Origin of the sequence: Pseudomonas sp. Irchel s3a10 (assembly GCF_900187525.1) — a bacterium.
In the GTDB taxonomy this organism is placed as follows: domain Bacteria; phylum Pseudomonadota; class Gammaproteobacteria; order Pseudomonadales; family Pseudomonadaceae; genus Aquipseudomonas; species Aquipseudomonas koreensis_G.
The window spans coordinates 1-14,604 of the sequence record NZ_FYDR01000004.1 but is presented as its reverse complement, the minus strand read 5'-3'; the positions used below and the strand labels follow the sequence as shown (position 1 = coordinate 14,604).

Genomic DNA, 14,604 nt, shown 5'->3' with positions numbered 1-14,604 from the left:
TAGGAGTGAGCCTGCTCGCGATGGCGCCATTTCAGTCGATACTTTTGGCGACTGATACACCGCTATCGCGAGCAGGCTCACTCCTACAGAGATTTGCGTGGTTTGTGGGATCAGGGTTGCGCGGCCAGCCAGGTTTCGTCGCAACACGCCTTGAGGGTTTCACGCAGCCAGCGGTGCGCCGGGTCTTTGTCGAAGCGCGGGTGCCAGGCCTGAGTCAACATCAGCGTCGGCAATGGGATCGGCAGGTTGAACGAGCGCAGTTTCAAGCCGAGTCGGCGCACGCTGAGCAACGCTTCTTTGGGCACCGGCAGGATCAGATCGGAATCGGGCAAGGCAAACATCGCCGCATGGAAACTCGGAGCGATCACCGCCACCCGCCGCTCCAGGCCCAGGGCGTTCAGTGCAGTGTCGATGGGGCCGCGAGCAATGCCACGACGGGACATGCTGATATGCGAGTAGCCGGCATAGCGCTCGGCGGTGATCTCGCCGTCGAGCAACGGATGATCCTCACGCACCAGACCGACGAAATGCGTGGAGAACAGGTTCTGCACTTTGACTTCCGGGGTTACCGGACGGGTGTTGCTGACACTCAGATCAATCCGTCCTTCACGCAGCGCTTCATCGTCGCCATCACCCTCGGGGACGAAGCGCAATTCGCAGTGCGGCGCTTGCTGATCGAGGGTATCGAACAATTTGCCGCCGTACACACCGACGAAAAAGTCGTTGGCGCGGATGCTGAAACGCCGGCGCAGGGTGCCGAGTTCCACATGGTCGGCAGAGCGGAACAGCAGCGCCGCCTGCTCCACCACATCGCGCACCTGCTCGCGCAGCTCGAGGGCTTTGGGAGTTGGCACCAAGCCGCGACCGGCGCGCACCAGGATCGGGTCGCCGATCGCCTCGCGAATGCGCGTCAGGGTGCGGCTCATGGCGGCGGGGCTTAGGTTCATCCGCCGCGCGGCGCCGACCACACTGCCCTCGTCGAGCAGGGCGTCGAGAGCGACCAGAAGGTTCATGTCCGGGAGTTGCATGCTGAGCACTCTTGGCTGATCTTGATTGATTCAGGCGCAATGCTAGCAAACATCCTTGCAATCGGTGATGCATGAACCGACGCCTTCGCGAGCAAGCCCGCTCCCACAGGGGAAACGCATTTCAAAATGTGGGAGCGAGCTTGCTCGCGAAGGGGCCAGTGGGAGCACCACAAATTACCGCTGCATGCCCCAGCGTTTTACGGTGACTCGCTCCAGCGTATCGAACACCAGATTCTCCACCAGCAACCCGATCAGGATCACCACCGCCAACCCGGCAAACACCTTGTCGGTGTACAGCTCGTTACGATTCTGGAAGATGTACCAGCCCAACCCGCCCTTACCGCTGGTGGCACCGAATACCAGTTCGGCGGCGATCAGCGTGCGCCAGGCAAACGCCCAGCCGATTTTCAGCCCGGCAAGAATCGACGGCAGTGCTGCCGGGATCAGGATGAACAGCACAAAACGCATACCCTTCAGCCCATAGTTGCGCCCGGCCATGCGCAGGGTTTCCGAGACACCGAGAAAACCGGCGTAGGTGTTCAACGCCAGCGCCCACAGCACCGAATGCACCAGCACGAAGATCAGGCTGTTCTGCCCCAGCCCGAACCAGAGCAAGGCCAGTGGCAGCAAGGCGATCGCCGGCAACGGGTTGAACATCGAGGTCAGGGTACTCAGCAGATCGCGACCGAACTGGGTCGATACCGCCAGCGTGGTCAGGGCGAATGCCAGCACGATGCCGATCAGGTAACCCTTGATCAGCACCACCAGCGATATCCACACCTTGCCCAGCAACTCACCACTGAGCAGGCCGTCGTACAGCGCATGACTGGTCTGCAGAAAACCTGGCAGCAGCAGGTCGTTGTTCTGCACCCGGGCGATCACCTCCCAAAGGATCGCCAGCAGAATCAGGATCAGGCTTTTGCGCAGCCAGCCCTGTTGCCACAGGCGTTGGCCCAGCGGCAATTCGCGCTCGAGCGGCACGCTGGTCAGTGGTTCAAGGACCGTTTCAAACTCTTGTCGTACAGACGATGGTTGGCTCATCGGGCAATCCTCCAGAACGCTCAATAAGCGATACGAATGTCGTTGAAGTCATGGTCACGTTCGGTTTCCGGCGACTGGCCTTCATCGAACAGCAAACGGTGAATGCGCCGCGCCGATTCCTGAAACGCCACGCCGCCGAGGCTTTGCAAATCGTATTGATGGCTGTGCACTTCGGCGCGTACCCGCCCCGGATGTGGCGACAGCAGCAGGATGCGATTGCCGACCACCAGCGCCTCTTCGATCGAGTGGGTGACGAATAGCAAGGTGAAGCGCACCTCTTCCCAGAGCAGCAGCAATTCTTCTTGCATCTTGCGCCGGGTCAGCGCGTCCAGCGCGGCAAACGGCTCGTCCATCAGAAGGATTTTCGGCTGCATCGCCAGCGCCCGGGCAATCGCCACCCGAGCCTTCATGCCGCCGGACAGGGTGTGTGGATAAGCATCGGCGAACGCCGCCAGCCCGACCTTTTCCAGATAGTGCAACGCGCGTTGTTCGGCGTCTTTTTTATTCAAGGTGCGCGAGGCCAGCAGCGGAAACATCACGTTCTGTTTGACGGTTTTCCACGGCGGCAGTTGATCGAATTCCTGGAACACCACGATCCGGTCCGGACCGGGTCCATCGACCCGCTGCCCTTGCAGGCGAATCTCGCCTTCACTCGGGGCAATGAACCCGGCGGCCGCCTTGAGCAAAGTCGACTTGCCGCAGCCGGACGGGCCGAGCAGGACGAAGCGGTCTGCCGGATCAATTTCGAAACTGACCTGATGCGTGGCGCGCACCACCCGTTGCGGGGTGCGGTATTCGAGGCTGACGTTATCCACCGCCAGCAGCGCTTGCGTACTGGCGACCGGGTTGCTGGCCGCGTGGCCTTGCAAAGGGGCATTCATCTCGATCAGCTCCCCTGCAGCGGTTTGGCGTCCTGGAAGAAGTAGTCCTTCCACGATTCCGGTTTGTTCTTGATCGCACCGACGCGGTAGAGGAATTCGGCCAGTGGATAGGTATTTTTCGGCGTGACGCTGAATTCGAATTGTGGGTTGTCGATGATTTTCAGCAGCTCGGCGCGGTCGATCTTGGCCTTGGTCACGCGGATGTAGGTGTCCGCCGCTGCGCCCTTATTGTTCTGCGCAAATTGCGCGGCTTCGGTCAGCGCTTCGACGAAGGCTTTGTAGGTTTTCGGGTTGTCGTTGCGGAATTTCTCGGTGGCAAACAGCACCGTCGGCGAGTTCGGCCCGAGGATGTCGTAGGAGTTGAGCACCACGTGCACGTTCGGGTTCTGCAGCGCCTGATCCTGGAACGGCGGGTTGGAGAAATGCCCGGTCAGTTCGGTGCCGCCGGCGATCAACGCAGCGGTCGCATCCGGGTGCGGAACGGCGATGGTGTACTTGTCGAGGCGATTGAATTCCTCGTCACCCCACTGCTTGGCCGCCGCGTATTGCAGGAAGCGCGACTGCACCGACACGCCCACCGCCGGCACCGCAATGCGGTCCTTCTCGGTGAAATCGGCAATGGTTTTGACCTTGGGATTGTTGCTCACCAGGTAGTACGGGAAGTTGCCGAGCGAGGCGACTGCCTTGACGTTCTGCTTGCCGTGGGTGCGATCCCAGATGGTCAGCAACGGGCCGACGCCGGCGCCGGCAATGTCGATAGAGCCGGACAACAGCGCATCGTTGACCGCCGCGCCGCCCGAGAGCTGCGTCCAGTCGACCTTGATGTCGAGGCCTTGCTGCTTGCCGTACTTCTCGATCAGGCCCTGATCGCGCACCACGTTGAGCAATAAATAGACGATCCCGAACTGTTCGGCGATGCGGATTTCACCTTCGGCGTGGGCCACGGTTGGCGCCACCAGGCTGCCGACAAGCAGGCTGAAACCCAGGCCGATGGCCGCCGCCAGCGGTGCAAATGGAAGACGTTTGGACATGATCGAATCTCCGGCAAATCAGAAAGGCGCGTCGCCCTGGATGGTCGTGCGATACAGCTTGCGGCGCAGGTGCGCGGGGCAGCCGGCGGCGAGGTGGATCAGCGAACGGTTGTCCCAGAACACCATGTCGTGGGGCTGCCACTGATGGCGGTAGATGTTTTGCGGCAGCACGCTGTAGGCGTAGAGCTCGGCGAGCAGTTGTTTGCTCTCGTCTTCCGGCAGGCCGACGATGCGGGTGGTAAAGCCTTCGCTGACGAACAACGCCTTGCGGCCGTTTTCCGGATGGGTACGTACGATCGGGTGCACCACTTCGGCGACCTGCGCCAGTTGTTCCGGGGTCAGGGTCGGACGCCAGTTGCCTTCGAATTTGGTCTCGCTGTAACGCGCAGTGTAGGAATGCGCGGCCGAGCGGCCTTCCACCGCTTTGCGCAGGGCCTCGGGCAGGTTGTCCCAGGCTTTGTGCATGTCGGCGAACAGCGTGTCGCCGCCCTCGGACGGTAATTCCTGCGCATGCAGCATCGAGCCGAGACTCGGCAGCTCTTTATAGGAAAGGTCGGAGTGCCAGAACTTGCCGGCATCGCCGAGGCCGATGTTCTGGCCGTTCTCGACGATGTTGGAAACGATGAGGATTTCCGGGTGATTGGCCAGCAGGAACTGCTTGAGCACGTGAATCTGCAACACGCCGAACCGACGGCTGAAATCGATCTGCTGTTGCGGGGTGATGCGCTGGTCGCGGAACACCACAACGTGGTGATCCAGATGCGCGCGATGAATGCGCGCGAAGTCCTGGTCGTTCACTGGTCGGGTCAGATCCAGGCCGATGATCTCGGCACCGACGGCACCGCTGAACGGACGAATTTCAAAGTTTTGCGGCGCGGCGGTCGCGGCGCTTGGGGTGGCAGTAGCTGCGGACATCTTTCAATCTCCCACGCACGGCGCGCTCACAGGCGCGCACGTCGATCAGACACTCACGCTGGATTGCGTGTCGGTTCAGGTCGTGCGGCGCGCCGATTGGTCGGCAGGTACGCAGGTGGATGACTTTAAAGCTATAAGAACTGGAAATTAAATACCGTTAGTGAATAACGATATGGCGGTTGGTGTGGAATGGACTGTTTAGTGAGTGACGATTTGTGTCACTTACTGACAGGAGTGTGGTGATGGGTCTGGCCCCTTCGCGAGCAAGCCCGCTCCCACAGTGGATCCCGGTCGAACACAGAACCTGCGTCCACTGAAGATCAAATGTGGGAGCGGGCTTGCTCGCGAAGAGGCCAGCCGCCGCGCTGAAGATCTAGCGCTCGTGCAACGCCTCGGCCCGCGCCCGAATGATCGGCTTGAGCAGATAGCTCAACACCGATTTCTTGCCGGTGATGATATCCACCGACGCGACCATCCCCGGAATGATCAGCAATGGCTTTTCATCAGTGCCCAGGTGGCTGCGCTCGGTGCGCACCTTGATGATGTAATAGGTGGTTTTCTTGTCTTCGTCGGTGATGGTGTCGGCGCCGATCTGCTCGAGTTTGGCTTTCAGCCCGCCATAAATGGTGTAGTCGTACGCGGTGAATTTGACAATCGCTTCCTGCCCCGGATGGAGGAACGCAATGTCCTGCGGACGAATCTTGGCTTCGACCAGCAAGGTGTCATCCAGCGGCACGATTTCCACCATGTCGCTGCCCGGCTGGATCACGCCACCGATGGTGTTGACCAGCAACTTGTTGACGATACCGCGTACCGGCGAGGTGACCAGCGTCCGGCTGACCCGGTCTTCCAAGGCCTTGCCGGTGGCCTGGGCCTTGTTCAGGTCGGTGCGGGCTTCATTGAGCTGAGTCAGCGCTTCGCTGCGGAATTTGCCGCGAGTCTCGTCGATCTTGCGCTGGACTTCCTTGATTGCCGATTCGGCGCGCGGGATCGCCAATGTGGTGGCGTCGAGCTGACCACGGGTTTCGACTTCGGCACGCTTGAGTCGCAGCACTTCAACAGGTGACACCGCGCCCTGCGCCACCAGCGGCTCGGACATGTTGATTTCCTGACGTTGCAGGCCCAGTTGCTGGCGGTATTGCGCCTGTTTGGAGCTGAACTCGCGTAGCTCTTGCTGACGCTGGATCAACTGCTCCTGCAAACCACCGATCTCGTCGTGCAGTTGCTGACGCCGGCTGATGTACAACGATTCTTCGCTTTTCGCCTGACCCGGCACGGCTTTGAGCACGTCTTCCGGGAAATTCAGCGGACGGTCATCGACCTCGGCGCTGAGACGTTCGACGCGCAGCAGCATCGACAGCCGGTCGGCCTCGGTTTCGCCGACGTTGGAAGCAAACCGCGTGTCGTCCAGGCGAATCAGCGGTGCGCCGGCCTCGACGATCTGACCTTCCTTGACGAACATTTCCGAGACGATCCCGCCCTCAAGGTTCTGGATTTTCTGGATCTTCGACGACGGAATCGCCTTGCCGTCGCCCTTGGTCACCTCGTCGATAACGGCGAAGTTGGCCCACAGCAGCAAGAACAGGAAGAAGCCGATGATTGCCCAGATGGTCAGGCGCACGACGCGCGGGGCGTCCTCGATCAGCGCCTTGTTGACCTCCGGCAGCGGCTGGCCCTGCAGCGAGGCAGAACCCTTGAAGTAGCGACGGATCGACTCTTTGACACCCGACTTAAGCAACACTGATCTGCCCCTTCTTCAACGCTTCCATCACGGCGGCTTTCGGGCCATCGGCGAGAATCTGTCCACGGTCGACCACCAGCAGGCGGTCGACCAGCGACAGCAGCGAGGCCCGGTGCGTCACCAGCACCACGGTCTTGTTTTCAACGACGGCAGCCAGGCGTTGCTTGAGGCGTTCTTCGCCGGTGTTGTCCATGGCGCTGGTCGGTTCGTCGAGCAGCAGGATCGGCGGGTTGAGCAACAGCGCCCGCGCCAGTGCAACGTTCTGCCGCTGGCCGCCGGACAGGTTCTGCCCGCGCTCGCCGACTTGCAGCTCATAACCCTGCGGGTGCAGGCGGGCGAATTCGTGCACGCCGGCCAGTTCGGCGGCTTGCAGTACCAGCTCGTCTTCTACATAGCGCGCGCCGGAGACCAGGTTGTCACGCAGGGTGCCGGCCAGCAGCTGGATGTCCTGCGGCACGTAGCCGATGTTGTAGCGCAGCTCGCTGACATCGATCTGACGGATATCTACACCGTCCACCAGCAACGCGCCGTCGTCCGGTTGGTACAGGCCGACCAACAGTTTCGCCAACGAACTCTTGCCCGAGCCGCTGCGGCCGATGATGCCGATCTTCTCGCCGGGACGAATCACCAGGTTGATGTTCTTCAGCGCCGGGTTCTGCTGTTCCGGGTAGGTGAAGTTCAACTGACGGCACTCGATCGCGCCCTGCAGCACCTTGCGGCTCAGCGGACGCTCTTCGAAATTGCGTTCCTGCGGCAGCTCCATCATCTGGTCGACCGAGGTCATGGTCACCCGCGCCTGCTGATAACGTGTCAGCAAACCAGACAGCGAGGCCAGCGGGCTGAGCGCGCGGCCGCTGAGCATGTAGCAGGCAATCAGACCGCCCATGCTCAGGTTGCCGGCGATGATCTGATACACGCCGAAGACGATCATGATCACCCCGGCCAGTTGCTGGATCAGCAGGGTGATGTTCATCGCCAGACCGGAGAGCATTTTCACTCGCAGCTCGAGGCGGCTGAGGGTGCCGATGGTCTGTTCCCACTGGTATTGGCGTTCGCTTTCGGCGTTGTTGACCTTCACCGCATCGAGGCCGGCGAGGGTTTCGATCAGGCTCGACTGACGTTCGGCGCCGAGGGCCATGGTGCGCTCCATGGTCGCGACCAGCGGTTTCTGCAGCGCGTAGCCGATCAACAGCGCAATCGGGAACGCCAGCACCGGAATCCACACCAGATGCCCGCCGAGAATCGCGATGACGATGAAGATCAGGATGGTGAACGGCAGGTCGATCAGGCTGGTCAGGGTCAGCGAGGCGAGGAAGTCGCGCAGGCTCTGAAACTCATGGATGTTCTGCGCGAAGCTGCCGACCCGCGCCGGACGGTACTTCATGGCCATGCCGACGATGCGCTCGAACAGCGTCGCGGAGATGATCAGGTCGGTTTTCTTGCCGGCCAGGTCCAGGCACAGACTGCGCAGGCTCTTGAGGATCAGGTCGAAAATGTAGGCACCGGTGATGCCCAGCGCCAGCACCCACAGGGTCGCTTCGGCCTGGTTCGGCACCACGCGGTCGTAGACGTTCATCACGAACAGCGGCGCGGCCATGGCGATGATGTTGATCAGGAAACTCGCGGCGATCGCATCGGCATACAGCCAGCGTGAACGCTTGAGGGTGTCGCGAAACCACGAGCGTGCACGCGGGATCAACGTGCCGTGGTTGACGTCGAATTTGTGCTGCGGCTGAGCGAAGAACACTTTGCCGGTGTAGTCGTCGGCCAACAGTTCGCGGCTGACCACCGATTCGCCGCCATCGCTTTCGCTGAGCAGCACCCGAGCTTCGTTGTCACCTTGCCAGCCGAGCAGAACAGCACTGCGGCCATCCTTGAGCAGCAACAGCGCCGGCATGGCAATCGCCGGAATCTCTTCCAGCTTGCGTTGCAGCACCCGGCCCTGCAGCCCGGCGCGAGCCGCTGCGCGGGGCAGCAACTCGATACTCAGGCGCTGCTTGGGCAGCGGCAGGCCAGTGGTGAGCATCGCCGCACTGGCGGGTTTCTGGTGCAGCATGCACAGAGCGAGCAGACCATCCAGTAACGGATCGTCGTGCATCGCGCGCGGATCATGAATGAGTTGAACTCGACTGACTTCTGATTCCACGCTCGGCACTCTTGGCTAACAATTGAACAATGAAGGTTCTGCTCAATTCATACCGGGCAGTTGAACCTTCGGCTTCACATCGTTCTGCACGACGGATGCCAATGGTGCGACCACTCCCTGGCTCTTGAGCAACTCGCCCATGGTCGCCTTGATTCGATACTGAGTAAATAACTGAATGTTCTTGATTTCGGCCAAACGGCGCGAAGCGGTGAACAACTCGTTTTCGCTGTCGAGCAAATCGAGCAGGGTGCGCTCGCCGAGGCTGAACTGACGCTGGTAGGCGGTGCGCACGGAAGTGCTGTGATCAACGTACTGCTGAGCAATCGGCACCTGCGCATTGGCGTTGTTCAGGGCGTTCCAGGCCAGGCCCAGCTCTTCGTTCAATTGACGCAGGGCGTTGTTGCGGATGTCCAGCGCCTGGTTCGACAGGTACGATTTGGATTCCAGATCGGCCTTGTTGCTGCCGCCGGAGTACAGGTTGAAGCGCATGCGCAGCATCGCCTGCCACTCGTTGTTGTGGCCGTTCTGACCGTCGAGATCGTTGTCGGCGGTACGCCCCAGCTCGGCGTCGAAACGTGGGTAGAACGTCGACTTGGCGGTTTCGTACTGCTTCTCGGCCGCAGCGATGTCGGACTCGGCCGAGCGCAGGATCGGACTGTTTTCCAGCATCTGCTGGCGCGCTTCATTGAGGTTGGCCGGCATCATCGCCATGAACGGCGCCGGACGCTCCAGCTGGTCTGGCATCTGGCCGACGGCACTGAGGAAGTTGGTCTCGGAGTCGGCGAGGTTGGTCTGTTCGGTGATCAGGTTGTTGCGGGCCTGAGCCATCCGCGCTTCAGCCTGATCGAGGTCGGCACCACTGCCTACGCCGCGCTGGGTGCGCAACTGGATCTGGTCGTAAATGCGCTGGTGGCTCTTGAGGTTTTCCTCAGCCAGACGCACAAATTCGCGGCGGGTGAGCACGTCCAGGTACACCTGGGCGACGGTCAGCGCGGTGCGCTCGGAAGTGCCGAGCAGCGAGTAGGCGCGGGAGTTGACGGTGGCTTGTTGACGCCCGACTTCACTCGACGTCGCAAAACCGTCAAAAACCATTTGCGAGAGACGTAAACTTGACTCGCTGCGGTTCAAGGTTTCCCAGTGGTTGCCGCCACCGTTGGCGCGGGTGGTCACGCTGTCGGTGCCCTCACGACCATAACCGCCCAGCAGATCGACCTTGGGCAGGTATCCCCCTTTCGCTGCCTTTAACTGATAATCCGCGGCCAAACGACTGTTGACCCCTGCCTGGATTTCCGGATGGACATCCAGTGCCTGCTGCATGGCTTCTGGTAAGGATTGTGCTTGTACAAATGAGGCGGCGAGGGCGAACGGTAGAGCCTTGAACAGGTGCAAACGCATGGTAAAGATTTCCCAGGACTTCTTGTCTTGAATCACAGCAAAACGTGCTGCTGCGTCGGATGATTGGCAACCGGAATGACCGTATGTCGGAAAGTTCAAATTAGGAACTGGATCACACGCTAAGGGACAGGTCGCCGCGGAAATATCAATGTGACATTAGTGGGGCGATTGTTTAGGATGGCACCCAGAAGGTCAATAGTTTGGCATAAACTTAATAGCGAAAGAATCTAGCCAAAATATTGACGAAAAGCAGCGTCAAACTTGATTCGCAAATTTTAAAAGTACGTCCAGACTGAATCGGCGCCGAAGCCATCAGGCTATGGAAGTCAACTGAACGTGACACCCGGAGAGTCTTCAATGAGCAGTGTTGTTGCCATCGTCAAAAGCATTGTCGGTCAGGTATTCGTGGTCTCCCCTGAGGGTGTACGCCGCGTGCTCGTTGAAGGCGATCGCCTGTTCGTCGGCGACCAGATCGATACCGGCCTCTCCGGCGCCGTGTCGCTGGAACTGGCGGATGGCCGCACCCTGGACCTGGGCCGTGAAACCCAGTGGAGCGCCAACGCGCCCGACTCCAGCACTGACCTGGCCGAGGCCACCGCGCAGGCCGCGCCTTCTGTAGCCGAGCTGCAGCAGGCCATTGCCGCCGGCGCCGACCCGACCACAGCCCTTGAAGCCACCGCTGCCGGCGCTACCGCCGCAGGAACTGGTGGTGCGGCGGGCGGCGGCCACAGCTTCGTGATGCTCGATGCCACCGCCGGCCGCGTCGATCCGACCATCGGCTTCCCGACCGCGGGCATCAACGCCGGCGCACAAGTGGCGCAGAACATCACCGGTGGCCAGACCACCGACACCACCACCAACGCCCTGCGTGAGTCGACCCTGAGCCTCAGCGCCACGCCGACCATCACCGAAGCCGGCGGCGTGCTGGTGTACACCGCGACCCTGACCCAGGCGCCGCTGACCGACCTGACCATCACTCTGTCCAACGGCTCGGTGATCGTGATTCCGGCCGGCTCCACCACCGGCACCGTCAACGTGCCGCTGGCACCGAACGACACCGTTTATAACGACCCGACCCAGATCAACGTGACCGTCACCGGCACCACCGGCGGCAACGGCATTACCGTGACCCCGCCGACCACCCCGGCCACGACCCAGGTCACCGACACCATCGACACCACCACCGTCACCCTGACCGCTGGCAACAGCGTCACCGAAGGCGGCCAGATCACTTACACCGCGACCCTGACCAACCCGGCGCAGACGCCGGTGACCGTCACTCTGTCCAACGGTTCGACCATCACCATCGAAGCCGGCCAGACCACCGGCACCGTCAACGTGCCGACCGCGCCGAATGACGTCTACAACAACGGCAGCACCGTCAGCACCACCATCACTGGTGCCACCGGCGGCAACTTCGAGAACCTGGTGCCGAACACGACGCCAGTCGTGACGAACATCGTCGATTCGCGCGATACCACCGGCCTGACACTGACCGCCACCGGCACCGTGGTCGAAGGTGGCCAGATCACCTACACCGCGACCCTGACCAACCCGGCGCAGACGCCGGTCACCGTCACTCTGTCCAACGGCTCGACCATCACCATCGAAGCCGGCCAGACCACTGGCACGGTCAACGTGCCGACCGCGCCGAACGACGTCTATAACAACGGCGGCACCGTCAGCACCACGATCACCGGCGCGACCGGCGGCAACTTCGAGAATCTGGTGCCGAACACGACGCCGGCGACCACCACCGTCACCGACTCCATCGACACCACCAACCTGTCGCTGAGCGCTACCGGTACCGTGGCTGAAGGCGGTTCGATCGTTTACACCGCGACCCTGACCAACCCGGCCGGCACCCCGGTGACCGTGACGTTGAGCAACGGCTCTGTCATCACCATCGACGCCGGCAAAACCACTGGCACCGTGACCGTTCCCGCGCCTGCCGATGACGTCTATAAAGATGCCGGCAAAGTCGAAGTCAGCATCACCGGCACTACCGGTGGCAATTTCGAGAACCTGGTGCCGAGCACCGTTCCGGCGGTCACCGAAGTCACCGACACCATCGATACCTCGACCGTCAAACTGACTGCCGATCCTTCGGTCGCTGAGGGCGGCACCGTCACTTACACCGCCACCGTAGGCGCGCCTGTCACCGGTTCGCCAGTTGTTGTGACCCTGGCCAACGGCCAGACCATCACCATCGAAGTCGGCAAAACCACCGGCACGGTGACCACCACAGCGCCGAACGATGCGTTGACCGGCAACCCACCGCTGACCAACGCCATCACCAACGTCAGTGGCGGTAACTACGAAAATCTCGTCGCCGACAAAACTCCGGTTTCGACCACCGTTACCGACACCGTCGACACCACCAACCTGTCGCTGAGCGCGACCGGTACCGTGGCTGAGGGCGGTTCGATCGTTTACACCGCAACCCTGACCAACGCTGCCGGCTCGCCGGTCACCGTGACCCTGAGCAACGGCGCGGTGATCACCATCGAGGCCGGTAAAACCACCGGCACCGTGACGGTTCCGGCGCCTGCGGATGACGTCTACAAAGACGCCGGCAAAGTCGAAGTCACCATCAACGGTGCAACCGGCGGCAACTTCGAAAATCTGGTGCCAAGCACTGTCCCTGCGGTCACCGAAGTGACCGATACCATCGACACTTCGACGGTCAAACTGTCCGCTGACACCTCGGTCGCCGAGGGCGGCACCGTCACTTACACCGCCACCGTTGGTGCGCCTGTGACTGGCTCGCCGGTTGTCGTGACCCTGGCCAACGGTCAGTCCATCACCATCGAAGTCGGCAAAACCACCGGCACCGTGACCACCACCGCACCGAACGACGTGCTGAACGGCCAGGCGCCGTTGAGCAACTCGATCACTGGCGTGAGCGGTGGCAACTACGAGAATCTGGTCGCCGACAAGACGCCGGTCAGCACCACCGTGACCGACACCGTCGACACCACCAACCTGACGTTGAGCGCCACTGGCTCCGTCGCTGAAGGCGGTTCGATCGTCTACACCGCGACCCTGACCAACCCGGCCGGTACGCCGGTGACCGTGACCCTGAGCAATGGCTCCGTCATCACCATCGAAGCCGGTAAGACCACCGGTACCGTGACCGTTCCAGCGCCTGCCGATGACGTTTACAAAGATGCCGGCAAGGTTGAAGTCAGCATTACCGGTACAACCGGCGGCAATTTCGAGAACCTCGTTCCGAGCACCGTTCCGGCTGTCACCGAAGTCACCGACACCATCGATACTTCGACCGTCAAACTGACCGCCGATACCTCGGTGGCCGAGGGCGGCACCGTCACCTACACCGCGACTGTCGGGGCCCCGGTTACCGGTTCGCCAGTGACCGTCACGTTGGCAAACGGCCAGACCATCACCATCGAAGTGGGTAAAACCACCGGCACCGTCACCACTACTGCGCCGAACGATGCGTTGAACGGTCATGAGCCACTGACCAACGCGATCACTGACGTAAGCGGCGGCAACTACGAGAATCTCGTAGCGGATAAAACCCCGGTTTCGACCAACGTCACCGACACCGTCGACACCACCAACCTGTCGCTGACTGCGACCGGCACCGTGGCGGAAGGCGGTTCGATCGTCTACACCGCTACCCTGACCAATCCGGCCGGTACTCCGGTGACCGTGACCTTGAGCAATGGCTCGGTCATCACCATCGAGGCCGGCAAAACCATTGGCACCGTAACGGTTCCAGCACCTGCCGATGACGTCTACAAAGACGCCGGCAAAGTGGAAGTCAGCATTACCGGAACAACCGGCGGCAACTTCGAGAATCTGGTGCCGAGCACCGTCCCTGCGGTCACTGAAGTCACCGACACCATCGACACCTCGACCGTCAAACTGACCGCCGATACTTCGGTGGCTGAAGGTGGCACCGTCACTTACACCGCCACTGTCGGTGCGCCGGTGACTGGCTCGCCGGTTGTTGTGACCCTGGCCAACGGCCAGACCATCACCATCGAAGTGGGCAAAACCACTGGCACTGTGACCACCACCGCACCGAACGATGCGTTGACCGGTCACGAGCCACTGACCAACGCGATCACTGAAGTGAGCGGTGGCAACTACGAAAACCTGGTCGCTGACAAAACCCCGGTTTCGACCAACGTCACCGACACCGTCGACACCACCAACTTGACCCTGAGCGCCACCGGCACCGTGGCGGAAGGCGGTTCGATCGCCTACACCGCGACCCTGACCAATCCGGCCGGTACTCCGGTGACCGTGACCTTGTCCAACGGCTCGGTGATCACCATCGAAGCGGGTAAAACCACCGGCACCGTGACCGTTCCAGCTCCAGCCGATGACGTCTACAAGGACGCCGGCAAAGTCGAAGTCACGATCAAGGATGCGTCCGGCGGCAACTTCGAGAACC

The 14,604-nt window shown here is 61.4% G+C and carries 9 protein-coding genes; 1 reads left to right on the top strand and 8 read right to left on the bottom strand.

Annotation, left to right across the window (positions count from 1 at the left end):
• Nucleotides 1–110 precede the first annotated feature (110 nt).
• The 8 genes from CKW11_RS12940 to CKW11_RS12905 all read right to left on the bottom strand — a co-directional run bounded on the left by CKW11_RS12940 (nucleotide 111) and on the right by CKW11_RS12905 (nucleotide 10,178).
• Nucleotides 111–1,028, bottom strand: coding sequence for a LysR family transcriptional regulator (locus CKW11_RS12940; protein WP_095137829.1), 918 nt, complete (start codon nucleotides 1,026–1,028; stop codon nucleotides 111–113).
• Nucleotides 1,029–1,202: 174 nt separating this feature from the next.
• On the bottom strand, nucleotides 1,203–2,069 hold the full coding sequence (locus CKW11_RS12935) for an ABC transporter permease (protein WP_095137828.1): 867 nt from the start codon (nucleotides 2,067–2,069) through the stop codon (nucleotides 1,203–1,205).
• A gap of 20 nt (nucleotides 2,070–2,089) precedes the next feature.
• Nucleotides 2,090–2,950, bottom strand: coding sequence for an ABC transporter ATP-binding protein (locus CKW11_RS12930; protein WP_095137827.1), 861 nt, complete (start codon nucleotides 2,948–2,950; stop codon nucleotides 2,090–2,092).
• Nucleotides 2,951–2,955: 5 nt separating this feature from the next.
• Complete coding sequence (locus CKW11_RS12925; protein WP_095137826.1) at nucleotides 2,956–3,981, bottom strand: ABC transporter substrate-binding protein; 1,026 nt, start codon at nucleotides 3,979–3,981, stop codon at nucleotides 2,956–2,958.
• Between the two features lie 18 nt (nucleotides 3,982–3,999).
• Nucleotides 4,000–4,896 (bottom strand): TauD/TfdA family dioxygenase, encoded by an 897-nt coding sequence (locus tag CKW11_RS12920; RefSeq protein WP_095137825.1) that lies wholly within the window; start codon nucleotides 4,894–4,896, stop codon nucleotides 4,000–4,002.
• 373 nt (nucleotides 4,897–5,269) lie between these two features.
• Nucleotides 5,270–6,637: an HlyD family type I secretion periplasmic adaptor subunit gene (locus tag CKW11_RS12915; RefSeq protein WP_027611115.1), complete on the bottom strand. Its 1,368-nt coding sequence runs from the start codon at nucleotides 6,635–6,637 to the stop codon at nucleotides 5,270–5,272.
• On the bottom strand, nucleotides 6,627–8,783 hold the full coding sequence (locus tag CKW11_RS12910; RefSeq protein ID WP_095137824.1) for a type I secretion system permease/ATPase: 2,157 nt from the start codon (nucleotides 8,781–8,783) through the stop codon (nucleotides 6,627–6,629). Before CKW11_RS12910 ends, CKW11_RS12915 begins: the two co-directional genes overlap by 11 nt.
• A gap of 42 nt (nucleotides 8,784–8,825) precedes the next feature.
• Entirely contained in the window at nucleotides 8,826–10,178 is a 1,353-nt protein-coding gene (locus CKW11_RS12905) for a TolC family outer membrane protein (protein WP_095137823.1), read from the bottom strand.
• 357 nt (nucleotides 10,179–10,535) lie between these two features.
• Between CKW11_RS12905 and CKW11_RS12900 the strand changes: the two genes are divergently transcribed.
• A partial coding sequence (locus CKW11_RS12900; RefSeq protein WP_143499989.1) for a retention module-containing protein occupies nucleotides 10,536–14,604 on the top strand: 4,069 nt, incomplete at its 3' end.